This window comes from Lautropia dentalis, from assembly GCF_003892345.1.
Taxonomy (GTDB): Bacteria; Pseudomonadota; Gammaproteobacteria; order Burkholderiales; family Burkholderiaceae_E; genus Lautropia; species Lautropia dentalis.
In genome coordinates this window covers 1,168,604-1,191,496 of sequence record NZ_RRUE01000001.1, presented here as the reverse complement: position 1 = coordinate 1,191,496, position 22,893 = coordinate 1,168,604, and the positions used below count along the sequence as shown (strand labels likewise).

Below are 22,893 nucleotides of genomic sequence, written 5' to 3'. Positions count from 1 at the left end.
ATCAATTACCGAGTTGATTGAAAAAGTCTTCTTCGGAGATGACGGAAATTCCCAGTGTCCGGGCCTTGGTGAGCTTGGAGCCGGCATGCTCGCCCGCCAGGACGAAGGCGGTCTTGCCGGACACCGAGCCTGCCGGCCGGCCACCCAGTTCCCGGATCATCGTCTCGGCCTGGTCGCGCGTCAGGCGCGACAGGGTTCCGGTGACGACGATCGACTGGCCGGCGAAGGGCTGCCGCGCAAGCGCCGCTGCCCAGTCCCCGGCCGCCATGCCGGCAGGTGGAGCCACCTCACCTGCCGTGATGGACGTGTGTGCAGGTTCGGACAAACCCGCCAACGATGCCACAGAACCCCCTTCCGTGGTGTAGCCATTCGTCACACCTGCTACCACTTTGCCAGCATCCGCAGCGTTTGCAACATGGTCATCACTCAGCTGCAACATGACCGTACCTTCACCGGCAGAACCTGCCTGGGACGACAGGGAGGCACCGAAGGCGCCGGACCGGCCCGCCACCGGACGTGGATCGACCCCGGCCGCCCGCAGGTGGGCAATGGAGTCGCGGTTGTGGGCCTCGCCCAGGAAGGCGGAGACACTGCCGATGATCTCGGGGCCGATGCCGTCGAGCGGCACGGGCAGCGGCGCCTCGCCCCGGGCACGGCGACGCTCGTTTTCCTTGACGGCGTCGGCCTTCTGCTGCAGCAGCGTTGTCCAGTCGGCCTGCAGGAAGGTGTCGAGATCGCCAAAGGCGCGGGCCAGCACGCGGGCCGCCTCTTCGCCGACGGCGCGGATGCCCAGCGCAAACAGGAAGCGCTCGAGCGGCGGGCGGCGCGAGCCGTCGATGGCCGCCAGCAGGTTGGCGGCCGATTTCTGGCCCATCCGCGGCAGGTTCTGCAGGGTTTCGGCGTCCAGCCGGTAGAGGTCGGCCGGTTCGTGCACCAGATCGCGGTCCACCAGCTGTTCGACCAGCACGTCGCCCAGACCATCGATGTCCATGGCGCGGCGGTGCGCAAAATGCCAGAGCGCGCGCTTGCGCTGCGCACTGCAGAAAAGCCCGCCCACGCAGCGCCAGTTGGCCTCGTCGGGCAGGCGCTGGACGGCCGAGCCGCAGACCGGGCACTGCGTGGGCATGTGGAAGATGCGGGCGGTGGCCGGACGCTGTTCCAGCACGGCCGACACCACTTCGGGAATCACGTCGCCGGCGCGGCGGACGATGACACGGTCGCCGATCAGCAGGTGCTTGCGGCGGATCTCGTCCTCGTTGTGCAGGGTGGCGTTGGAGACGTTGACACCGCCGACGAACACCGGCTCCAGCCGCGCCACCGGCGTCAGCACACCGGTGCGCCCCACCTGCACGAAGATGTCGTTGAGCGTGGTGACGGCCTCTTCGGCTGCATACTTGTGCGCCAGGGCAAAGCGCGGCGCCCGGGCAACGAAGCCGGCCTGCTGCTGCAGGGCACGGTCATCGAGCTGGTAGACCACGCCATCGATGGCATAGGGCAGCGTGGCCCGCGCATGGCCGATGCTGCGGTAGAAATCGAGCATGCCGCTCACGCCGTGCACGCGGGCGGCCCCCGGCGGCGGCAGAAAGCCCAGTGTGCCCAGCCACATCAGCAGGGCATGCTGGTGGGTGGGTACCACCGATGGACCGGCCGGCTGCCAGCCGGATACCGGCCCTGTGCCGGACGCGGCGGATTCAGCCGTCCCACCGGGCGCGAGGTCCGCCGTCTGCCCGGCGGGCGGGATGGACGTATCCGTGCCAGACGCCGGCGCTTCCCCGGCAATCTCCCCCACACCATAGGCGTAGAAGGTCAGCGGCCGCTGGGCGGTGATGCGGGCATCGAGCTGGCGCAGGCTGCCGGCGGCCGCATTGCGGGGGTTGGCAAAGCGCTTCTCGCCCCGGGCTTCCTGCGCGGCGTTGAGGGCCAGGAAGTCGTCCTTGAGCATCAGCACCTCGCCACGCACCTCCAGCACGGCCGGGGCCGGGCCCTTCAGCCGTTCGGGCACGCCACGCACGGTGCGCAGGTTAGCGGTGATGTTCTCGCCGGTGATGCCGTCGCCGCGGGTGGCGCCCTCGACCAGCACACCGTTCTCGTAGCGCAGTGTGGCGGCCAGACCGTCGAGCTTGGGCGTGGCGCTATAGTCCTGCTCGCCCTGCAGGTCGAGCAGGGACTTCAGGCGGCGGTCGAAGGCCTGGACGTCGCCTTCCGAAAACGCATTGGCCAGCGAGCGCATCGGCACCCGGTGGGTGACGGTACCGAAACGGCCGGAGGGAGCGCCCCCCACCCGCTGGGTGGGTGAATCGGGCGTCAGCAGCGCAGGCCACTGCGCCTCGAGCTGCTGCAGTTCGATGAACAGCCCGTCGTAGACGCTGTCCTCGACCGTGGGGGCGTCTTCTTCGTAGTAGGCCCGGTTGTGGGCCTGCAGCTGGGCACGGAGCGCGTCTGCCCGCGCGCGGACATCGGGTGGCACGTCGGCTGTGGAGGCGCCGCCGGCCGCCGCATCTCCGGCCAGAGCATCTCCAGTCTGCGCATGAGCCGCGGATGCAGGCGCCGCTGGAACCATGCCGGCTGCGGCGGCATCAGCGGTCGCTGCCGGCGTGTCTGGCGCGGAGGTCGGGTCGTTTTCGGATCGCATCGCGCGAGTGTAACAAGCCCGACGTGATCAATCAGTGAAATACTCGCAGCGCTGCGGCACCACCCGCCGTCAGACCGGCCTGGGACAGTTCGGCATAGCGATGGGCCAGCTGGCGCGATACAATGCCGATCATGCCCACCGACAGCCCACGGCCGGCGCTGTCGACCAGACGGCCCCCCAGCGCCTGGGCCATGCTCTGGGCACAGGCCACCATGCCTTCCCAGGCCTCGTACTGCTCGGCCGTGCGCGGCACGTCCAGCACGAAGTCGATCTGGTCACGCGGTTTGTTGAAGGCCAGGGCGAACAGCGAGTCGCCCGAGTCGGCAAAGGCCTCGTAGCGGCCATTGCCCCGGTCGGACAGGCCCAGATGGCGGACGATGCCCGACACCTTCGACGCCTCGGGCGCTTCGGGCAGCTCCACCCGCACCTCGATCTGGGTATCGAGCCGGGCGGCCAGCGTGTCGAGATCACGCGCGTTGCGCAGGATCGGCGCCATGTCCGGAATGTTCACCGGGGCCTGCAGTTTGCCGGCCAGCGATTCGATGGCGGCGTTGAAGTCGGACAGTTCGACGGCATTCAGCGGCCCCTGGCGGTTGGCCAGCAGCAGGCTGAAGCGCACGCGCACGGCCTTGTCGCCAGCCGACAGCGGCGCCCAGTGGCCGCCCAGCCGTTCCATCTCGATGCGCACCGGCTTGCTGCCCACGTGACGCAGCGACGAGGCCAGCGCCACCAGACGGTCGGTGTTCACCGGGGCCGGCGGCTCGAGCGTGACCACATGTTCGACCGGGGCGTCGGGCAGCGGCGAATCATCGTATGCCGCGCCTTCGTGGCTGTCGTCACCGGCCAACGCATCGGCGGTACGCGGGGCGGGCGCCGGGGTCGCCCCGTCTTCGTCGTCGATGATGTCGGGGCCCATCCCGTCTGCTGCGACAGCGCCGCTGCGGGAGATGGCATGGCCACCGGCGTGGGCAGCGCCGCCGCCGTGGGTTGCACCACCGCTGGCCTGCAGGTGCGCCTTCACATCCGCCACATGGTCGCGGGCGGCATGGTCGATATCCTGCCAGCCGGCATCGCGGTCGGCGAAGGCCGCGCGCTGGCCACGGCGTGCATCGTGGCCGTCATCTGCGCCTTCCCCGTCACGCGGGGCGGCGACATAGGACGGGCGGGCAGACTGGCCGTCGTCGCGACCGGCGCCGTGGGGGGCATCACGCCTCCCGCCGCGGCCATCATCGCGGCCATCATCGCGGCCGCCATCACGACGCAGGCTGGCCGGCAGCGAACGGCCGGACGGTGCTGGTGCGTCGTATCCGTCGTCATCACGGGAGGCGCGGCGCGCCTCATCGTGCCGGGTGCGACGTGTTTCATCATGAGCGTCGCGGCGGGCATCATCATGAAGATGGCGGCGCGCTTCGTCCTGAGAGGCACGGCGGGCATCATCGCCTCGGGAACCACGGGCAGCGCGCATGCCGTCATCATGGGTCGACAGGCCGTGGGCGCGGGCATCGTCACGGGCCGGCAGGCCATGGGCACGGGCATCGCCAGCAGCCGGGGCGCTGCGGCGGGCCGGCTCGGGGCGCTCGTCACGGCTGCTCCAGGGGCGCACGGCGGCCGGGTTCTCGAACGGGGTCTCGATGTAGTCCTCGTCGTGCAGGGCCAGCGACGGATGGCGTTCGGCCGGATCACCGCTGCGGCCCCCCTGGGCCATGGCATCCATGGACCGCCCGCGCCCGTCGTCATCGAAGCTTGCCGGACGGGCAGCCAGCTCGGGCGGCACCTGGCGGTTGCGGTCGGCTCCGCGCATCACCGGCTCGCGGCGGCCGCGGCCCCGGCCTTCACGGCCCTCGCGTCCTTCGCGCCGGCCTGCGCTGCGCTCTTGCGGCTCGCCCGTGAGCGTTTCGGGGTTGTCGTCGAAATAGCCCTTGCGCAGGCCCAGGCCGGATGACTGCTCCTTGCGACGGCTGCCCTGCCACAGGTTGTAGGCGATGACGATGACCAGCACCAGCACAACCAGTGCGACGATACTCCAGCTAAGCGTGCTCAAAAGATTTCCCCTGACTGTAAAACGACGACCTGCGCCCGGCAGACCGGAGCACCGGTGCAGTGGCTTTCACCCCTGCGTCCATGCCCCGCCCCACCCGGATCAGGCTGCCTCGGCAAGCTCGACTGCAGAGGTGAGGTCCACCGCCACCAGGCGGGAGACTCCCTTTTCCTGCATCGTCACGCCGATCAACTGATGGGCCATTTCCATGGCGATCTTGTTGTGCGAGATGAAGACGAACTGTGTCTCGTCGGACATGGACGACACCATCTTCGCGTAACGTTCCGTGTTGGCATCATCCAGCGGCGCGTCCACCTCGTCCAGCAGACAGAACGGCGCCGGGTTCAGCTTGAAGATACCAAAGACCAGCGCAATTGCGGTCAAAGCCTTTTCACCGCCCGAAAGCAGATGAATGGACGCATTCTTCTTGCCGGGCGGCTGGGCGAACACCTGCACCCCGGCATCGAGAATCTCGCCCCCGGTCAGCACCAGCCGCGCCTCGCCACCCCCGAACAGCATCGGGAAGAGCCGGCCGAACTCGGTATTGACCGTATCGTACGTGGACTGCAGCAGCGAGCGGGTTTCCTGGTCGATGGTGCGGATGGCATTTTCGAGCGTGGCCATCGCCTCCTGCAGGTCGGTGGACTGGGTGTTCAGGAACACCTCGCGCTCGCGCGCCGCCGTCAGCTCGTCCAGGGCCGCCAGGTTCACCGGGCCCAGCCGGGCCACGGCCTGCGCCAGCCGGTTGACCTCGGCCTGCAGCCACGACGGTTTGGGACGCTGCACCTGTTCGGCCAGCGATGCGGCCAGCGCCTCCAGATCGGCCGCCGCCTCGTCCAGCGCCTGGGTCATCTGCTCGGCCGTCAGGCGCGCGGCCTGCTCCTTCATGCGCAGTTCCATCAGACGCTGGCGCAGCGGCTCCTGGCCACGCTCGGCCCGCAGGCGCTCTTCATCGAGGCTTCTCAGTTCGCCGGAACGCTCGTCGGCCAGCCCTCGGGCCTCCGACAGGGCCTCCTCGGCCTGCATCCGCTGTTCCAGCATGCCATCGAGCTGCTCGCGCAGCGCTTCGTCCGACAGCCCTTCCAGCTCGGTCATCAGGCGCTCGCGGGTATCGTCGGCCTGGGCCAGCTGCTCGTTGGCCCGGGCAATGCGTTCCTGCAGGTTGGTGATTTCCTGCTCCAGCGAGCGCACCGTATAGGCGCTCTCGCGCACGGCCAGCTCGCTTTCGCGGGCATGGTCACGCCGGCCGGACAGCGTGGCAGCCAGCATCTCGGCGGCCTCGCGCGCCGCATCCAGCCCCTCGGTGGCCGCGTCGGCCTTCTCCTCGGCCTCGGCCAGACCGTCGATGAGGGCCTGCAGCGCTTCCTCACGCGAGGCCTGGCGCATGGCCAGCTCCTCGATCTCGTCCGACAGACGCTGCCGGCTCTCGGCCCGGCTCTTCACGGCCTGGGCCAGCCGCTCGTGCTCGATGGTGGCAGTGGACACCCGGCGCACGGCCCGCGCGCTGGCATCGCGCGCGGTGCGCACCTGTTCGGTCAGCTGGGCGGCCTGCGCCTCTATCCGCTCGGCCTGCTGGCGGGCCTCGTCACCCAGCAGCTGCTGGGCGCGCAGCTCGCGCTCCAGATTCTGCAGCTCCTGCTGGCGGGCCAGCACCCCGTCGGCTTCGGAGTCCATGGCGTACAGGGCGGCATCGAAACGGCCGATGGCATGGCCCTCGCGCACCACGAAGCGCCCGCCCGGTGGCAGCTGCCCGCGTCCGGCAAAGGCGGCCTCGGCCGATTCGGCACTGAACCAGCCATCCAGCCATTCGCTCATCAGGGGCTTGAGGCGCACGTCCTGACAGCGCACCAGCGACACCAGCGGCGTCAGCTGCCCACTCGGGCGGGCCGGCAGAGGCGTGGCGCCCACCGGCAGCTCCGGCAGAAACAGCCCCAGCTTGCCGGGCGGCTGGTCCTTCAGGATGCTGGCCAGCTGCTGCACACTGGCCGCTTCCAGCGCATGCACCCGCTCGCGCAGCACCGCCTCGACCGCCGTTTCCCAGCCCGGTTCGATGCGGATGTGCTGCCAGATGCGCTCGGCACTTTCGCTCACTCCGTGTTTGTCCAGCCAGGACCGCATCTGGCCCTCGCCCTGCATGCGCGCCTGCAGCTGCTCCAGCACCGTGATGCGCGCCTCGATGGTGGTGGTGCGTGTCACCGCCGCCTGCAACGCCTCCTGCGCCGGGCCGCGCTCGGCCTGCACCTCGGCCTGCCGGGCCTCCAGCTGGGCCTGCTGCTCGGCCGTGCGGGCTTCTTCTTCCTGCGCGGCCGACAGTTCCATGGCCAGGCGTTCCAGCTGTTCGGTGGATTCGTCGCCCAGCTGGTCCAGCGAGGTCTGCAGCCGCTGGCGGCGCTCCTGCATCTGCGCCAGTGCCTCTTCGTGCGAGCGGCGCTCGACGCGTCCCACCTGCAGTGCCTGCTGGGCGTTGCTGGCCGCTGAACGTGCGGCATCGAGCGCATCGCGGCGACCGCGCTCCTCTTCTTCGCAGGCGGCCAGCTGTTCTTCGGCCTCGGCCAGCGCCATCTCGGCCTCGGCCTGCTGTTCGCGGGCCTCTTCGAGCTGCTGCTCCACTTCCTGCCGGCGCTGCACGCCGGTTTCGGACAGTGCCCTGGCCGACTGGATCTGTTCCTGCAGCGCACGCAGCCGGTTTTCGGCCTGCTGGCGGCTCTGCACGATCATGCGGATCTGGGTTTCGAGCGACGAGATGCTGCTGTTGACCTCGTAGAAGGCCGCCTGCCGCCGGCTGACCTCGTCGTTGGCCGCATGGACGGCCTCGCGCAGCGTCTCCATGCGGTTCTCGGCCGAACGCAGCCCCGTCTGCAGGCCCTCGATCTCCAGATCCAGACTTTCGGCCGTTTTTTCCAGCAGCTGCTGCTCGGCCTGGGCGTCGTCGCGTTTGATCAGCCACAGCCACTGCTGCTTCTGCACCCGCTCGGCCTCCATGGCCCGGTAGCGGCCGGCCACCTCGGCCTGGGCGTCCAGCTTGCTGATCTGCCCCTGCAGCTCGCGCAGGATGTCCTCCACACGGGTAAGGTTCTCGCGCGTGTCGGCCAGGCGGTTTTCGGTTTCGCGGCGGCGCTCCTTGTACTTGGAGACGCCCGCGGCCTCCTCGAAGAACACCCGCAGCTCGTCCGGCTTGGCCTCGATGATGCGCGAAATGGTGCCCTGCCCGATGATGGCGTAGGCCCGCGGCCCCAGCCCGGTGCCGAGGAAGATGTCGTGCACGTCCTTGCGGCGCACCGGCTGCTGGTTGATGTAATAGGTGGACTGCCCCTCGCGGGTGAGGACACGCTTGACGGAGATTTCGGCAAAGCCGCCCCAGGCGCCGCCGATGCGGCCCAGGCTGTTGTCGAACACCAGCTCCACGCTGGCGCGGGACGAGGGCTTGCGCTCCAGTGAGCCGTTGAAGATCACGTCCTGCATCGACTCGCCACGCAGCTCGGTGGCGCGCGACTCGCCCAGCACCCAGCGGGTGGCATCGATGATGTTCGACTTGCCGCAGCCGTTCGGCCCCACGATGCCCACCAGCTGGCTGGGCAGCTCGAAGGTGGTTGGATCGCAGAACGACTTGAAGCCCGCCAGTTTGACTTGCTTGAGGCGCACGTAGACTCTCTTTTTGGGGAAACCCCTGCAGCACAAAACGAAAACGCCGACCTGCCGGGGCCGGGCGGAGGCCAGCCAGCAGGCGCGGGCGCTTTCGGGACGCGATGCCGCAAAACCATGGAAAGGGCGCCGGAAAGGGGCTGTACCGTGCAGGCCGGGTGCTCCGGCACGAATCGTCCATCTCCGAACGGTCCGTATAATAACAAGCCCTTCCATCGGCAGGCGCCTGCCGCACATCGGCAGTTGCATCCGGTACACCTGCCGTACACGCTGTTGCACGGGCCGGGCTGCCGAAAGGATTCGTCACCCCCACCCGCAAGCCTCTTGGGCTCTGCCTGCCCGGGATACCCACACCGGCTGCCCTGCCCGATCTCCACACCCTGTTTTACTTCCCGTTTACGATCGTGAACCCAGCCCTGCCCGCCAACCCGCGCCTCGACGCCCTGCAGCCCTACCCGTTCGAGCGCCTGCGGGCGCTGCTGGGCCAGCCCTGGACCGGCACCGTGCAGACCGGTGCCGACGGTTCCCCCCTGCCCTTCGTGGATCTCTCCATCGGCGAACCGCGCCACCCCACCCCGGCCGTGGTGCTCGATGCCCTGGCGAGCGCCACCGCCGGGCTGGCCAGCTATCCGGCCACGGCCGGCACACCGGCATTGCGCGAAGCCATCGCCGGATGGATCGGGCGGCGCTATGGGGCACCGGTCGATCCGGCCACGCAGGTGCTGCCGGTCAACGGTTCGCGGGAAGCGCTGTTTGCCTTTGCGCAGGCGATGCTGGATCCGGCGCCGGGCTGGCACACGCAAGATGCGGCCTCACAGGGCAACACCACCAGCCACGGTACGCCCGTAACCCGGAACGGCACACAACCAGCGGCCGTACAGACCGGCGCCGAACAGGTCGTGATCGCCCCCAACCCGTTCTACCAGATCTACGAAGGGGCTGCCCTGCTGGCCGGCGCCCGCCTGCATCTGGTGGACCAGCGTCCCGAAAACGGTTTCGCACCGGACTGGCAGGCCGTGCCGGAGGCCATCTGGCAGAAGACGAAGCTCGTCTACGTCTGCAGCCCGGGCAATCCCACCGGCCACGTGCTGACGCTGGATGACTGGAAAACCCTGCTGGCACTGGCCGACCGGTATGGTTTCATCATCGCCTCGGACGAGTGCTATTCCGAAATCTACCGCGACGAGAACGCCCCGCCGCTGGGCGCGCTGGCTGTCTGCCAGCAGCTTGGCCGTCCGGACTACCGGCAGGTGGTGGTGTTTTCCAGCCTGTCCAAACGCTCGAACGTGCCCGGCATGCGCAGTGGCTTCGTGGCCGGCGATGCCGCCCTGCTGGCCCGTTTTCTGCGCTACCGCACCTACCACGGCTGTGCGATGAGCCCGATGTTCCAGCAGGCCTCCATGGCGGCCTGGAACGACGAGGCGCACGTGGCCGACAACCGGCGGCTGTACCGGCAGAAGTTCGACGAGGTGCTGCCCATCCTGCAACCGGTGGTGCCGGCCCTGCAGGCGCCTTCGGCAAGCTTCTACCTGTGGCTGCCGGTGCCCGGTGGTGATGACGAGCGCTTTGCCGCACGCCTCTTCCATGAATGGCGGGTGAAGGTGCTGCCGGGCTCGTATCTGGCCCGGCCCACCAGTGCCACGTCCGGGCGGGGTCAGGCGGGCAGCGCCGCCCCCGGACAGGGGCTGGCCGGCCGTGTCACGCCGGAAGAGCTGGCCAGCAACCCGGGACGCGGGTTCGTGCGCATTGCGCTGGTGGCGCCGCCGGCGGATTGTGTGGAGGGGACGAGGCGGATTGCGGCGCTGTTGAGGCAGTGATGACGAAACGTTCTGAAGTCCCGCTGCGAATGGTAGACGCCGAGGCGGAGGCCCGTTTTTACGCTGATGTGGAGGCGAGCATCTTGCGCAACAGAGCACAAGGTGGAGAGCCCATAGCACATGAGGAGGTAATGCGCAGGGCTCGCGAAATCGTCAGCGAGGCTTACCGGCGTGAAGCTGCCAGGGCAGCAACGAATGAACCACGTCGGAAAGAAGACTTTCGCCATGGCGCACAGGATCTGACACAGCGTTGACAACGATGACTTCCCGGCAGCAATCTCGGGCGGGCTTGTCAGGCAGGAAGCCGGTCAGACTCACCCCGCATGAAACACCTTCATCGCCGCCCACAGCATGTCGGGCTGCTCCCTGATCACTTCATGTGACGCAAACGGCACGTTCATCAGGTGCGCATCGGGAAGCACCTTCTGCAAGGCCGACAGGGCATCGAGTGACAGCAGAAAATCGGCCTCACCACGCACCGCCAGCACGGGCGCCCCGATGCCGGCAACCGATTCATCCGGAAAGCCCGCGGCCGTGTCATCCATCCACAGGCGGCGCAGATCGGCAACCAGCGAGGGAAGATCAGGTTTGGGGTTGCGTTTTTCGTAGGCAGCAATCTGCGTGGGCATGTGTTCGCGCATGTCGGCCACGGTGAGATTTTCGAACATGTCACGCGGCGTATCACGACTGTGCCACTGGGCGCCCACGGTCAGCACCGATTGCACGCGACCATCCTCTGCCGCGATACGGTAGGCGGCCGTGCCGCCATCGCTGAACCCGAACAGGTGGAAAGCCGCCAGCCCGATGGCATCGACGATGTGCCGCACATCATCGGCAATCTGCGCGTAGGTCAGCGGTGCGTCGCCGCGGGTGGAAAGGCCGTGCCCGCGCGTATCGATCTCCACCGTCCGAAACTGCTGCTGCAGGCGTGGCAGCAGCGGGGCGAAGTCTTCCATCGAGCCCAGGCCGCCGTGCAGCAGCACGATGGTGGGTGCCCCTTCCTGTCCACCGGTGCGGTAGACGAGTTCGGCATTCTGGTAATGAAGGCTGCTGGTCATGGCGTGTGTCCTGTGCGTTGCCGGGCTGAATGATGTGTCGCGCTGCTTCCTGCTGCCCTGGCTGGATGGTGTGTCATCCTGCTTCGTATCACGCAGGCGGGATGGGATGCCGTCCTGCTTCGTGCCACTCGGGCTGGGTGGTATGCCTTCCCGCTTCGTGCCAGCCTGCAGGGGCGCTGCGGATGTGGCCCTCACCAGCGTAACCAGCATGGCGGCAACGCCGGTTGCAAGCAGGAAACGACGGCGGTCATCGGTCATGATCGACTCCCATCCAAAGATTCGACACGATGACTATAGTGGACATCAGTGTCAGATTCTGTCAGCAGGCTGCACCCGCCGGCTTTCTGCGCCCCGGCGGCCATCAGCCTCCCATTGGAAGCGGAGGGCTCCCCTTTGGGCGCGCATTCTGGGCGCGCATGACTGTATTGGCAGTGCAGGAGACGGGAAAGCATGGTGAGCAACACGGGCACAACTTACTCCTGGTAAGTTACCATGGGTAGATTAAAGCGTGTCATGGACTCATGCGCCAGCACGGAGACGAATGGGCCCACGACACGCGCCAACACTCAGGAGCCCCTGCCATGCACACCCTCATCGTCGTCTCTCACCCCAATCCCCAGTCCCTCACCCACGCCGTGGCCGCCGAAATCGCCCACAGCCTGCCGGCGCCCCACACTGCCGACATCGCCGATCTGGCGGCCGAAGGCTTCGATCCACGCATCACCGCGGCCGACATTGCGGTCAACATCAAGGCCGGCCAGCCGCCGGCCGATGTGCTGGCCGAACAGCAGCGCCTGGCCCGCGCCGATGCGCTGGTGCTGGTCTATCCGGTGTACTGGTGGTCGTTCCCCGCCCTGCTCAAGGGCTGGATCGAGCGTGTGTTCACACAGGGCTGGGCCTATGAGGAGCATGCCAACGGCACGCTCGTCAAGAAGCTTGGGCACCTGCCGGTGCATCTGCTCGCCCTGGGAGGTGCCACGCTGCGCACCTATGCGCGGCACGGCTACTTCGGTGCCATGCGCACACAGATCGAGCACGGCATCTTCGACTACTGCGGTGCGCCGGTGGCCAGCTCGACACTGCTGCTGGCCTCGGACGATGGCTATCCCGATTCGGCACTGGCCAGCGCCCGGGACATCGGCCGGCGTATTCCGGAGATGCTTCCATCAGCGCTGTCGTTGCCGGCTCCGCTGCTGCAGAGGCAACAATGACCACAGCAACGCCGTTGTCCGGCACGAAACGCCGTCTGTCGCGCCCCGACCGCCAGCGCCAGCTGCTCGATACCGCATGGGCACTGATCCGCAGCGAGGGTACGGCCCCGTTGACGCTGGGACGTCTGGCCGAAACGGCGGGTGTGACCAAACCGGTCGCCTACGATCACTTCGGCAGCCGCAATGGCCTGCTGGCCGCGCTGTACGAAGACTTCGACGTGCGGCAGAACGCCATCATCGATGCAGCCATGGCATCGGCAGGACCAACGCCCCAGGAACGGGCGGCGATCGTCGCGCAGCGCTATGTGGAATGCGTGCTGACCCAGGGACGCGAGATACCGGACGTGCTGGCCGCTCTCAGCGGTTCGCCGGAACTGGCGGCCGTCAAGCGCCGCTACCAGATGGCTTTCATGGAAAAATGCCGGACTTTCTTTGCCCCCTTCTGCCGCGGGTCTGCTCTGTCATCCGCCGCGCTGTGGGCCATGCTGGGGGCTGCCGATGCCCTGTCGGATGCCGCAGTCCGGGGTGACATTTCCCGCGATCAGGCCATGGCCGAGCTAACGGCAATACTGCTTGCCATGATCGGCCGGAGCATGGCGCAGGATTGAACCGGCAGAATGCTGCAACTCACAGGATCTGCAGTACCTCCGTCACCGGCGGATACGGTCTGTCTGTCAGCTTCTGCCACGGCCGTTCCGGTCGAATCCCGTCCTGGGCTTCATTTCCGGTATACGTCCCGACGGTTGCCGATACGCACCACGAGGATGCGCAACACGCTGTCCTCGGCATGAACGACGCGGCCAGCAACGCCTGGTCGACTGAACCGGCCTGCTATGGCAAAGTAGATCATTCTACTGAACGAAACCGCCCCCCTTCATGAGGCCATCAGACATTCTTGATGCCAACCGCGCCGCCGTACGCGAAGCGGTCAGCCGATACCGGACCACAAACCCGCGCATCTTCGGCTCGGTCCTGCATGGAACCGACCGTGAGGGAAGCGATATCGACATTCTCGTGGACAAGTTGCCGGGCGCGACGTTATTCGACCTGGGCGGATTGTACGAAGACCTGAACGCCCTTCTGGGCGTAAGGGTGGATGTGCTGACGCCTGGTGATTTGCCGAAGAGGTTTCGGGCCAAAGTCGTGGCAGAGGCCCAGCCGATATGAGTGACCCCCGGCTGCCGGATTACCTCGACCACATACGGCGGGCCGCAACAGGGGCGCAGCAATACCTCGAAGGGATGGAGCTGTCGGAGTTTCTGGAAGACGAATTCGTCCAGGATGCCGTCATGATGAAGTTCATAGTCATGGGGGAGGCAGCCACCAGAATCTTGAACCGCTACCCGGATGTCGCTGAAAACCACCCAGAGATTCCCTGGCGTCAGATGCGTGGCATGCGCAACCGCATGGCGCACGGCTATTTCGACATCGACTACGAGACTGTATGGGTAACCGCTCAGGAGTTCCTGACAGACGTACTTCGGGACCAGAACCAGACGGCGCCCCAGGAATGGACGGACCATGATCGAACGAAGCATTGCGAGAGATTGAACGGGCAGAATGCTGCAACTCACAGATCTGCAGCACCTCCGCCACCGGCAGATACGGTCTGTCAGCTTCTGCCACGGCCATTCCGATTGAATCCCGCCCTGGGCTTCATTTCCGGTACACGTCCCGACGGTTGCCGATGCGCACCACGAGGATGCGCAGCACGCTGTCCTCGATGCTGGCGATCAGTCGGTAGTCCCCGACCCGGTACTTCCAGAACGCACCGAGCTTCGCCCCCCTGAGCGCTTCGCCAATGCTGCGCGGATCGTCGAGCTGGGCCACCCGACCATGCAGAAAGGCCAGAATGCGTCGGGCAACCTGCGGGTCCACCCTGTCCAGCTCGCGCACTGCCGCAGGGTCGATTTCAACCCTCCAGGCCATGACGCTTCATCACCTCATCGAGCGGTACAGTCTGGGTCTTTCCGGCCCGAATGTCGATCAGGCGCTGCTCTGCCAGATACAGATCCTCAAGATCATCCAGATACTCGAGGATGGCCTCGCGGGCATAGAAAGTCTTGGTACGCCCAGTGGCCTTGGCCAGGGCGTCAAGGCGACTCTCCACTTCGGCAGGCAGGCGAATGGCAAGCATGGATTTGGCTCCTGGTCAAACTGCTATACAAGTATAACGTCTCCTCCAGAATAACGCCACACATGGACCGTCAAACCAGCCTCGAGAGAATGGAACTGACGGCGACGGCTGCTTGCCATGATCGCGCGGAGCATTGCGCAGGATTGAACCGGAAGGATGGTGCAATTCACAGGATCTGCAGCACCTCTGCCACCGGCCGGCGATGTTTCTGCGGTCCCTGATCCGCCGTGGCGCGCCCCACTGCCACGATCAGCACCGGCAACGCATCGTCCGCCAGCCCGAGCGCCTCGCGTACCTGATGCGCATCGAAGCCACTCATGGGACAGGAGTCCAGCCCCATGCCATGCGCGGCCAGCATCAATGCCATGCCGGCCAGCGAGGCGGAACGGATGGCCTCATCCCGGCGTGCCGATGAATTGTGCATATGGCCTGCACGTGCATGCTCCGCCCAGGCTGCGGCCACATCGGCCGGCAGCAGACCAGCATCCACACTGGGCTGCAACCGTGCCGCCAGCTTCGGTGCATCGTCCAGCATGCCACAGATCACAAAGGCCACGGCGGCATCGACGATCTTCTGCTGTCCAAAGGCAGCATCCCTGAGCCTTGTCTTTGCGTCCTGAGACTGCACGGCCACAAAACGCCAGTTCTGAAGATTCCATGCCGTGGGCGCGCGGGTTGCCTGCGCAACCAGTTCCTGAATGGTGTGTTCATCCAGCGTCTGACCGGGTACGAAACGGTTGGCGGATACGCGCGATACCAGCGTCTCTCTGATGGCATTGTTCATGAAATCACTCTCAAGAATAATTTTTTGAAAATTCATTAAAAATATGAATGCATGAATTCAGTCATGAGTACATCGCATCATCTCCAGGCCCCTGCATCAGCAAGGCGCCATGCCGTTTGCAGGCATCCGCACAGACCCGCAACACCCGCCAGCAGACCTCTCCTGGCCCATGATCCTCCTCACCGCCGCCGCGCCGTGCTCCACTGCACGCCAAACACACTGGCCAGCACGATCACCAGCCCCACCCCTGCCACGCCTGTGATCGACTGCCCCAGCAGCACCCAGCCCAGCAGTACCGCCGTCAGCGGACTGAGCAGTCCCAGCGATGCAGCCGCCTCCACCGGCAGACGGCCCAGTCCCCGAAACCACAGCGCATAAGCCACCAGCGCACCGGCCACGCACAGGTAGGCGTAGGCGCCCCATTGCACCGGTGTCAGCACCGGCAGCGGCAAATCGACCCACAGCGCCAGTGGCAGCAGCATCAGCCCACCCAGCAGCAACTGCCAGCCCGTCAGCGCCAGCACCGGCATGTCCATCTGCCAGCGACGCGTCAACCATACGCCCGTCGCCATGCATACGGCGCCGAGCAGCGCTGCGCCAATGCCCAGCCCATCGAACACCGTCTGCGGTGAGAGCAGCAGCATGGCCATGCCGATCACACCCGCCACAGCCGACAGCAGCGTGGCGGCCAGCGGCCTGACGCCATCCACCGCCCAGACAAGCAGCATCACGATCAGCGGCTGCACCGAGCCCAATACCGCCGCCAATCCACCCGGCAGCCGGTAGGCCGCGACGAACAGCAGGGCCTGAAAGACACCGATGTTGAGTGCGGCCAGTATCAGCAACCGGACGAAACGGGACAAACCACCGGCACGACGACCCTCTTCCCGGCGAAACATCCGGGAGGTGAAGAGCAGAAGCAGCACCCCCGCCGGCAGCGCCCGGATACAGGCCGCCGTGAACGGCCGGTCCGGCGGCAGCAGCTGCGAGGTCACGATGTAGGTCGAGCCCCAGATCATGGGTGCCAGCGCGGTGAGCAGCAGATCGGGCCAGGGGAAACGGGAGGAAGACATGGCGCTCCGCATTTATCTTCAATTCAAGATACATGATTCTGTCGCACCGATATCTTTAAGTCAAGATATCATGGGAGTTGAAGATCTGCTCTCATCATCAGCACGTCAGCCCCCTGACTTGCACTGACTTGCACTGACCTGTACGGATCTGCCCTGACCTGCTCCCTGTATTTGCCCTGATTACGCCATGTCAGCTCCCCCGCATGCCGACTCCCCCCCGACTGCCCCGGACACCCGGCAGCCCCCTGCCACGCCCGCAGAGCCCTCCTGCGCCGACACGGTTCCCACGATCGGGGTATCCCACAATGCGCCCGACACCGCCCCTGGCGCCGCGAAAAGCAACGGCTGGATGCCCATGGCCGGCACACGCCCCAGGGATGCCGTCGACGCCATCCTCACCCAGTGGCAGCGCGAGCGCCCCGACCTGGACTGCACCCCGATGGCCCCCATCGGGCGCCTCAAGCGTTGCGCCGCACTGCTGGAAGCGCGCATCGAAGCCGGCCTTGCGCCCTTCGGCCTGACGCTCTGGGAGTTCGACATGCTGGCCACGCTGCGCCGTGCCGGCGCCCCGTTCCGTCTCAGTCCCACGGCGCTTTTCTCCACACTGATGGTCACGTCCGGCACGATGACGCACCGGCTCAAACAGCTCGAAAAACGTGGACTGATAGGCCGGCTGCCCAACCCCGATGACGCCCGCAGCCTGCTGGTGCAGCTCACGCCACAGGGGCTGGCGCTGATCGACCGCGCCGTGGCGACCCATGTGGACAACGAACGGCAGATGCTGGCCGCGCTGCCAGCCGGCATGGTTCACGCGCTGGACGAAGCGCTGTCCGTCTGGCTGAGGGTGCTGGAAAACGGCCAGCAGCAGCGCTGAACATTCCGAGCGTGATGCATGGTGCGGCAACACCATCCAGCGAGTCATGAACGCCTGTGCCAGCCGCGAATACGACAAGGACAACAAGGGCTGACACAGCGCCCTGCAGCATGCAGCCACCCGGACAGTCAGAGTAACGCTGCCAGCCCGACAGTGATACGCTTGCGCCTCCCGGTCCGTATCCTGCCTCCATGTCGCACGCCTTCGCTGCCCGCTCCTCCCTGCGCACCGTCACCCATACGCTCGCACGCGCCCTCGCCCATGCCCTCATGCTGCTGCCATCCCTGATGGTGGTACCAGCCCAGGCCGCCAGCACACCGGCCGCCACGTCTCCAACCGCGTCTCCAACCCCGACTTCCGCCCCGGCTCCCCACTGCACCCGCACCGATCTCAACCTCGTCGTGCTCGGCTCCGGCGGCCCGGAACTGACCGACCAGCGTGCCGGCAGCGGCTACCTGCTGCGCGAGGGAGACCGCGCCCGCTTCCTCATCGATTTCGGCCCCGGCACCTCGCAGACCTTCGAGCGGGTGCGTGCCCAGATCGCCGACCTGCATGCCGTGCTGTTCACCCACCTGCACGTCGATCACACCAACGACCTGCCGGCCCTGGTCAAGGCGTCCTTCTTCTCCACCCGCAGCCGTGACCTGCCCATCTACGGCCCCAGCGGCAACGACACGGTACCCGATACCGCCACCTTCCTGCAGCGGCTGTTCGGCGAACAGGGGGCGTGGTCGTATCTGTCCGACTATCTGACCGGCGACGGGGACTTTGCGCTGAAGCCTGTCGTCGTGGACGCCCTGGTGCGCTTCCCGGCCGCGCCTGCCGGCGCATTGCAGACACACACGCCGCAGCCGGCACCCTCCCAGCAACCAGCCCCATCCCATTCAGAGCCGCAAGCCGTTGCCACCGGGAATGACGCCTCCGGCGATCCCTCCTTCCTGTCCCAGCCGCACTACCGGGCCACCATCCACGGCTACACCCTGACGGCCATCCCCATCACCCACGGGCTGCTGCCCTCGCTTGCCTGGCGCATCGAGAAGGACGGCTGTGCCGTGGTGGTTTCGGGCGATACCAGCAACATCGGCCACACGCTCGATGCGCTGGTCAAGGATGCCGACCTGTTCGTCGCCCCCAATGCCGTCCCGCAGGACAGCACCGATGCCATCGCCCTGCGCCTGCACATGCCGCCGGCCGAGATCGGGCGCATCGCCGCGACCGCCCGGCCGCGTGCGCTGCTGCTGTCACACTTCATGCAGCGTACCCGGCTCGTACAGAAGCAGAGCCGGGCCGAGATCGCCCGCCACTACAATGGCCCCATCCTGCTGGCCCGGGATGGCGACGCGTACCGTATCGCCGACGGCCAGCCGATCCCCCCTTCCAACACGAGGACCCCATGACCGACGCCCGTCAAGCCATCATCGAATCCGCCTGGGACAACCGCCAGACGCTCAGCCCCACCGCTGCCCCCGCCGACATCCGTGATGCCGTGCAGTCCGTGCTGGCCGGCCTGGATGCCGGCGCCCTGCGCGTGGCCACCCTCACCGACCGTGCCGCCGAAGGCGCCGCCCGCTGGACCGTGCACCAGTGGCTGAAAAAGGCCGTGCTGCTGTCGTTCCGCCTGGCCGACAACGTACCGATGCAGGCCGGCATGCTGCAGTTCTTCGACAAGGTGCCCACCAAGTTCGATGGCATGAGCGCGGAAGCGTTTGCAAGGGCAGGTTACCGCGTGGTGCCGCCCGCCGTCGCGCGCCGCGGTTCGTTCATCGGAAAGAACGTCGTGCTGATGCCCTCCTACGTCAATATCGGCGCGTATGTCGACGAAGGCACGATGGTCGACACCTGGGCGACCGTCGGGTCGTGCGCACAGATCGGCAAGAACGTCCACCTGTCGGGCGGTGTCGGCATTGGCGGCGTGCTGGAGCCGCTGCAGGCCAACCCCACCATCATCGAGGACAACTGCTTCATCGGCGCGCGCTCCGAGGTGGTCGAGGGTGTGATCGTCGAAGAGAACTCGGTGCTGGCGATGGGCGTGTTCCTGAGCCAGTCCACCAAGATCTACGAGCGCGAGACCGGCCGCATCTACCAAGGCCGTGTTCCGGCCGGATCGGTGGTGGTGCCGGGCAGCCTGCCGTCGAAGGATGGAAGCGTCCATCTCGCGTGTGCCGTCATCGTCAAGCGTGTCGATGCCCAGACCCGGGCCAAGACCGCCATCAATGACCTGCTGCGCGGGGCGGATGCCTGATTCCGGTCCGGGAAGCCGGACTGGCGTTTCAAACCGGGAGGCAGCCTCGCACTGCACCCGACCCTGAAGCCGCGGGTGGGCGCCTGCCCGTGGCTACCACAGGGCCGGCTGCATCCGGAGCGCCTCCGCGGAAACGTACCCGCACTGGACCCGTGCGTGCGTTTCCGTCCCAACCAGGCACCCGAACCGATCATGGCGATCAACAAGCTGCTGGAAGTGATGGCCCAACAGAAGGCCTCCGACCTCTTCATCTCCGTGGGCTCCCCGGTCCAGATCAAGATCCACGGCGCCATGCATGCGCTGACCGCTCCGGACAAGCGCCTGACCCCGCAGCAGGCCGAGGCCCTGCTGCGCACGGCCATCAACGACCAGCAGTGGAAGCGTTTTCAGGACGAGAACGAACTCAACATCGGCTACGGCCTGAAGGACGTGGGCAGCTTCCGGATTTCGCTGTTCCGCCAGCGGGGCACCGCGGCTGCCGTCATCCGCTACATTCCCGGCGACATCCCCGAGTTCGACACGCTGGGCATGCCGGCCGTGCTGAAGGAGCTGATCCTGCAGCCACGCGGCCTCTTCCTGATGGTGGGGGCCACCGGCGTGGGCAAGACCACCACGCTGGCCTCGCTGATCGACTACCGCAACGCCCACTGCACCGGCCACATCCTCACGCTGGAAGACCCGATCGAGTTCGTCTTCCGCAACCAGCTCTCCATCGTCAACCAGCGCCAGATCGGCTCCGACACGCGTGACCTGCACACCGCGCTCAAGAGTGCGCTGCGCCAGGCGCCCGACTGCATCCTGATCGGCGAGATCCGCGATATCGAGGCCATGGCTGCCGCCATTGCCTACGCGCAGTCCGGCCACCTGGTGCTGGCCACGCTGCACGCCAACAACGCCGCCCATGCGCTGAACCGCATCCTGAGCTTCTATGCGCCGGAGAACCGTGCCGCCCTGCTGGCCGACCTGTCCACCACGCTGAAGTGCATCGTGTCGCAGCGGCTGCTGGCCACCGTCGAGGGAGGGCGTGTACCGGCGGCCGAGGTGATGATCAACACCAACCACGTGGCCGAGCTGATCGCCGCCGGGCGTCTGTCGGAGATCCCCGACGCCATCAACAACAGTCTGGCCGCCGGCTCGCAATCCTTCGACCGCTCACTGACCGCCCTGCTGCGCGCTGGCCGCATCACGAAGGAAGACGCGCTGCAGCACAGCGACTCGCCCACCAACCTGCTCTGGCTGCTGGACAACTACACCGAGGAAGTCCCGGCCGCCGATGCCGGACAGGGCGACGCCAAACTGGAGCTGCCGGGTCTGCTGGCCCAGCAGGCTGCCGATTTCAGCAGGCAGCGCGGCCCGGCCACCCGCGGCCCGCAATTCTCCCGTCCCACGCTGGCCGACATGGACGACGCGCACGGTGCACCAGCCGGCACGGCGCCCGGCGCCTCCCAGCTGGGCACGCCACCGGGCGCCGGCGCGCTGGCCACCCAGGGCCCCGATACCCTGATCCGGCCGCCCTCCCCCCAGCCGCCCGCCAGCGCAGCCGCCACCGCAGCAGCGGCTGCCGCCGGCACAGCCGCCCAGCACGGCACCGGCGGCCCGGCCAGCCAGATCTTCCCGCCAACCGCCACCCAGCCGCCTGCCACGCAGTCGCCGGCCCCCGTTGTGGCCAGCCAGGCACCGGTCAGCGGGATATTTTCGACGGTACCCCCCATCAACACCGCAAAACATGGCACACTGCCCCCCGGCACGGGTGGGGCGGGTGTTCCGGCGGGCGGTCATCCCAGCACGTCTCCAGGCCAGCCGGGTACAGGTCCGCAGGGTGGCAATGCCGGTGCAGCGGGCGGTCCGTCGGCGCCACCACCTTCCCAGGGTGCCTCCTTTGCAGAATTCATGATCAGGCTCGACGAATGACAGTCACGGTTTACGGCATTCCCAACTGCGACCAGATCCGCAAGACCCGGGCCTGGCTCGACCAGCACGGCATCGATTACCGCTTCCACGACTACCGCAAGGAGGGTCTCGATGCCGCCACCCTGCAGGACTGGGTTCGCCGTACCGGTCTCGACACCCTGATCAACCGCCGGGGCACCACCTGGCGCAGCCTGGACGCCGCCCAGCAGGCCGCTGCGACCAGTCCTGTCACGGCCATTGCCCTGCTGCAGGCCCATCCCGCTCTCATCAAACGCCCCGTCATCACCACCAGCCAGCGCCCCGATGCCCTGCAGGTGGGCTTCAGTGACGAGGCCCTGCGCTCCTTCCTGCTTCCCGCATGACAGCCCATTTCCCCGCCTTCGCCCACGTCGTGCCACGTTCGCCGTACCGCACCGACTACAGCCCCCAGTCCGCCAGCCTGATCGACGCCCAGGAAAGCCTGCGCACCCTGCGTGACTGGGTCCGCTATGCCGTCAGCCGCCTGCAGGCCGCCGGTGCCTCCTTCGGTCACGGTACCGACAACGCCTACGACGAAGCCATCTGGCTGGTCTGCTGGTGCCTGCACCTGCCCGTCGAACAGTACGAGGACCTGGCCAGTGCCACCCTGCTGCCCGACGAGCGCCGCAAGCTGCGCAACCTCATCGACGCCCGCAGCCAGTGCGACCAGCCGCTGGCCTACCTGACCGGCGAGGCCTGGCTGATGGGCTTCCGGTTCCGGGCCGATGCCCGGGCACTCGTGCCGCGCTCGCTGCTGGGCGAGGCGCTGGTGCACCACGCCTTCGACCCCTGGCTGAACCAGGACATGCTGCAGCCCTTCCACGATCTGGCCGATGAACTGGATCAGGACGTGCGCACACAGCCGCCCCCGTCCAGCCAGCCCTACCGCATCCTCGACCTGTGCACCGGGGGCGGCAGCCTGGCCATCATCGCGGCCCACTGCTTCCCGGGCGCCGAGGTCATCGGCAGCGACATCTCGGCCGATGCCCTGCAGCTGGCCGCCGAGAACCTGCTCGACTACCAGCTCGAAGACCGCATCGAACTGCGTCGCGGCGACCTGTTCGAAAGCCTGGAAGGCGAGCAGTTCAAGCTCATCCTGTGCAATCCGCCCTATGTCAACGCCGGCTCCATGGCGGCCCTGCCCTCCGAGTACCGGGCCGAACCCGAAAAGGCGCTGGGTTCCGGCGAGGACGGCATGGACCTGATCGCCCGCCTGCTGGCCGAAGCACCGGATCACCTCTGGCCCTGCGGCGTGCTGGCGCTGGAGATCGGGCACGAGATGCCCAACTTCCGCCGGCGTTTCCCGGGTCTCGTGTGGACGGCCATCCCCGTGGCCCAGGGCGACGACCGCATCGTGCTGATCACTGCCGACGACCTGAAGCAGTGGCGTGACCAGCAGCCTGCAGAGGAAGGGCTTTCGAACGGCGCGTTCATCTGAGAAATTTTGGGATAATCG

General features: G+C 67.0%; 18 protein-coding genes and 1 pseudogene. 11 read left to right on the top strand and 8 right to left on the bottom strand.

Features of this window, described 5'->3' with window-relative positions; genetic code table 11:
- Window position 1 precedes the first annotated feature (1 nt).
- The 3 genes from ligA to smc all read right to left on the bottom strand — a co-directional run bounded on the left by ligA (window position 2) and on the right by smc (window position 8,312).
- Complete coding sequence (gene ligA / locus EHV23_RS04495; protein ID WP_158615836.1) at window positions 2-2,560, bottom strand: NAD-dependent DNA ligase LigA; 2,559 nt, start codon at window positions 2,558-2,560, stop codon at window positions 2-4.
- A gap of 103 nt (window positions 2,561-2,663) precedes the next feature.
- On the bottom strand, window positions 2,664-4,673 hold the full coding sequence (locus EHV23_RS04490) for a cell division protein ZipA C-terminal FtsZ-binding domain-containing protein (protein ID WP_158615835.1): 2,010 nt from the start codon (window positions 4,671-4,673) through the stop codon (window positions 2,664-2,666).
- 99 nt (window positions 4,674-4,772) lie between these two features.
- Window positions 4,773-8,312 carry a chromosome segregation protein SMC gene (gene smc / locus EHV23_RS04485; protein ID WP_162499729.1) on the bottom strand — a complete coding sequence of 1,180 codons (3,540 nt, stop codon included), beginning with the start codon at window positions 8,310-8,312 and terminating at the stop codon, window positions 4,773-4,775.
- Between the two features lie 404 nt (window positions 8,313-8,716).
- On the opposite strand from smc, the gene dapC reads away from it, so the two are divergent.
- Window positions 8,717-10,129 carry a succinyldiaminopimelate transaminase gene (gene dapC / locus EHV23_RS04480; protein ID WP_125094885.1) on the top strand — a complete coding sequence of 471 codons (1,413 nt, stop codon included), beginning with the start codon at window positions 8,717-8,719 and terminating at the stop codon, window positions 10,127-10,129.
- 314 nt (window positions 10,130-10,443) lie between these two features.
- On the opposite strand, the gene EHV23_RS04475 is transcribed toward dapC, so the two are convergent.
- The gene (locus EHV23_RS04475; RefSeq protein ID WP_203228866.1) at window positions 10,444-11,445 is read right to left on the bottom strand and encodes an alpha/beta fold hydrolase; all 1,002 of its coding nucleotides are present in this window, start codon (window positions 11,443-11,445) and stop codon (window positions 10,444-10,446) included.
- Between the two features lie 323 nt (window positions 11,446-11,768).
- On the opposite strand from EHV23_RS04475, the gene EHV23_RS04470 reads away from it, so the two are divergent.
- The 4 genes and pseudogenes from EHV23_RS04470 to EHV23_RS16380 all read left to right on the top strand — a co-directional run.
- A complete protein-coding gene (locus EHV23_RS04470) occupies window positions 11,769-12,398 on the top strand; it encodes an NAD(P)H-dependent oxidoreductase (protein WP_125094884.1) in 630 nt (209 codons plus the stop codon).
- The gene (locus tag EHV23_RS04465) at window positions 12,395-13,006 is read left to right on the top strand and encodes a TetR/AcrR family transcriptional regulator (protein WP_125094883.1); all 612 of its coding nucleotides are present in this window, start codon (window positions 12,395-12,397) and stop codon (window positions 13,004-13,006) included. Before EHV23_RS04470 ends, EHV23_RS04465 begins: the two co-directional genes overlap by 4 nt.
- A 268-nt stretch (window positions 13,007-13,274) precedes the next feature.
- Complete coding sequence (locus EHV23_RS04460; protein WP_125094882.1) at window positions 13,275-13,565, top strand: nucleotidyltransferase family protein; 291 nt, start codon at window positions 13,275-13,277, stop codon at window positions 13,563-13,565.
- Window positions 13,562-13,867, top strand: a pseudogene (locus EHV23_RS16380) (HepT-like ribonuclease domain-containing protein); the annotation flags it as partial. The gene EHV23_RS04460 and the pseudogene EHV23_RS16380, both read left to right, overlap by 4 nt.
- A gap of 187 nt (window positions 13,868-14,054) precedes the next feature.
- On the opposite strand, the gene EHV23_RS04450 reads toward EHV23_RS16380, so the two are convergent.
- From EHV23_RS04450 to EHV23_RS04435, 4 genes are all read right to left on the bottom strand, one after another.
- Entirely contained in the window at window positions 14,055-14,327 is a 273-nt protein-coding gene (locus EHV23_RS04450) for a type II toxin-antitoxin system RelE family toxin (protein ID WP_125094881.1), read from the bottom strand.
- Window positions 14,311-14,535, bottom strand: coding sequence for a type II toxin-antitoxin system RelB family antitoxin (gene relB / locus EHV23_RS04445; RefSeq protein WP_125094880.1), 225 nt, complete (start codon window positions 14,533-14,535; stop codon window positions 14,311-14,313). The genes EHV23_RS04450 and relB overlap by 17 nt, the downstream gene beginning before the upstream one ends.
- A gap of 166 nt (window positions 14,536-14,701) precedes the next feature.
- Window positions 14,702-15,319 carry a nitroreductase family protein gene (locus EHV23_RS04440; RefSeq protein ID WP_125094879.1) on the bottom strand — a complete coding sequence of 206 codons (618 nt, stop codon included), beginning with the start codon at window positions 15,317-15,319 and terminating at the stop codon, window positions 14,702-14,704.
- A gap of 179 nt (window positions 15,320-15,498) precedes the next feature.
- Window positions 15,499-16,392 (bottom strand): EamA family transporter, encoded by an 894-nt coding sequence (locus EHV23_RS04435; protein ID WP_125094878.1) that lies wholly within the window; start codon window positions 16,390-16,392, stop codon window positions 15,499-15,501.
- Between the two features lie 355 nt (window positions 16,393-16,747).
- Between EHV23_RS04435 and EHV23_RS04430 the strand changes: the two genes are divergently transcribed.
- The 6 genes from EHV23_RS04430 to EHV23_RS04405 all read left to right on the top strand — a co-directional run bounded on the left by EHV23_RS04430 (window position 16,748) and on the right by EHV23_RS04405 (window position 22,875).
- Window positions 16,748-17,266, top strand: a complete 519-nt coding sequence (locus EHV23_RS04430) for a MarR family winged helix-turn-helix transcriptional regulator (protein ID WP_420813026.1) — start codon at window positions 16,748-16,750, stop codon at window positions 17,264-17,266.
- A gap of 191 nt (window positions 17,267-17,457) precedes the next feature.
- Window positions 17,458-18,663 (top strand): MBL fold metallo-hydrolase, encoded by a 1,206-nt coding sequence (locus EHV23_RS04425; protein ID WP_125094877.1) that lies wholly within the window; start codon window positions 17,458-17,460, stop codon window positions 18,661-18,663.
- The gene (gene dapD, locus EHV23_RS04420) at window positions 18,660-19,508 is read left to right on the top strand and encodes a 2,3,4,5-tetrahydropyridine-2,6-dicarboxylate N-succinyltransferase (RefSeq protein ID WP_125094876.1); all 849 of its coding nucleotides are present in this window, start codon (window positions 18,660-18,662) and stop codon (window positions 19,506-19,508) included. Before EHV23_RS04425 ends, dapD begins: the two co-directional genes overlap by 4 nt.
- A gap of 192 nt (window positions 19,509-19,700) precedes the next feature.
- Entirely contained in the window at window positions 19,701-21,419 is a 1,719-nt protein-coding gene (locus EHV23_RS15945; RefSeq protein ID WP_238990273.1) for a PilT/PilU family type 4a pilus ATPase, read from the top strand.
- The gene (locus EHV23_RS04410) at window positions 21,416-21,781 is read left to right on the top strand and encodes an ArsC family reductase (protein WP_125094875.1); all 366 of its coding nucleotides are present in this window, start codon (window positions 21,416-21,418) and stop codon (window positions 21,779-21,781) included. Before EHV23_RS15945 ends, EHV23_RS04410 begins: the two co-directional genes overlap by 4 nt.
- Complete coding sequence (locus EHV23_RS04405) at window positions 21,778-22,875, top strand: HemK family protein methyltransferase (RefSeq protein WP_125094874.1); 1,098 nt, start codon at window positions 21,778-21,780, stop codon at window positions 22,873-22,875. Before EHV23_RS04410 ends, EHV23_RS04405 begins: the two co-directional genes overlap by 4 nt.
- Window positions 22,876-22,893 lie beyond the last annotated feature (18 nt).

Excerpts from the sequence above, each read along its gene's own strand:
- EHV23_RS04450 (WP_125094881.1), bottom strand. The coding sequence starts at position 14,327 with ATGGCCTGGAGGGTTGAAATCGACCCTGCGGCAGTGCGCGAGCTGGAC.
- EHV23_RS15945 (WP_238990273.1), top strand. The coding sequence starts at position 19,701 with ATGGCGATCAACAAGCTGCTGGAAGTGATGGCCCAACAGAAGGCCTCC.
- ligA (WP_158615836.1), bottom strand. The coding sequence starts at position 2,560 with ATGGTTCCAGCGGCGCCTGCATCCGCGGCTCATGCGCAGACTGGAGAT.
- EHV23_RS04430 (WP_420813026.1), top strand. The coding sequence starts at position 16,748 with ATGGCCGGCACACGCCCCAGGGATGCCGTCGACGCCATCCTCACCCAG.
- EHV23_RS04470 (WP_125094884.1), top strand. The coding sequence starts at position 11,769 with ATGCACACCCTCATCGTCGTCTCTCACCCCAATCCCCAGTCCCTCACC.
- EHV23_RS04410 (WP_125094875.1), top strand. The coding sequence starts at position 21,416 with ATGACAGTCACGGTTTACGGCATTCCCAACTGCGACCAGATCCGCAAG.
- EHV23_RS04435 (WP_125094878.1), bottom strand. The coding sequence starts at position 16,392 with ATGTCTTCCTCCCGTTTCCCCTGGCCCGATCTGCTGCTCACCGCGCTG.
- dapD (WP_125094876.1), top strand. The coding sequence starts at position 18,660 with ATGACCGACGCCCGTCAAGCCATCATCGAATCCGCCTGGGACAACCGC.
- EHV23_RS04425 (WP_125094877.1), top strand. The coding sequence starts at position 17,458 with ATGTCGCACGCCTTCGCTGCCCGCTCCTCCCTGCGCACCGTCACCCAT.
- EHV23_RS04405 (WP_125094874.1), top strand. The coding sequence starts at position 21,778 with ATGACAGCCCATTTCCCCGCCTTCGCCCACGTCGTGCCACGTTCGCCG.
- EHV23_RS04465 (WP_125094883.1), top strand. The coding sequence starts at position 12,395 with ATGACCACAGCAACGCCGTTGTCCGGCACGAAACGCCGTCTGTCGCGC.
- EHV23_RS04475 (WP_203228866.1), bottom strand. The coding sequence starts at position 11,445 with ATGACCGATGACCGCCGTCGTTTCCTGCTTGCAACCGGCGTTGCCGCC.
- relB (WP_125094880.1), bottom strand. The coding sequence starts at position 14,535 with ATGCTTGCCATTCGCCTGCCTGCCGAAGTGGAGAGTCGCCTTGACGCC.
- EHV23_RS04460 (WP_125094882.1), top strand. The coding sequence starts at position 13,275 with ATGAGGCCATCAGACATTCTTGATGCCAACCGCGCCGCCGTACGCGAA.
- EHV23_RS04440 (WP_125094879.1), bottom strand. The coding sequence starts at position 15,319 with ATGAACAATGCCATCAGAGAGACGCTGGTATCGCGCGTATCCGCCAAC.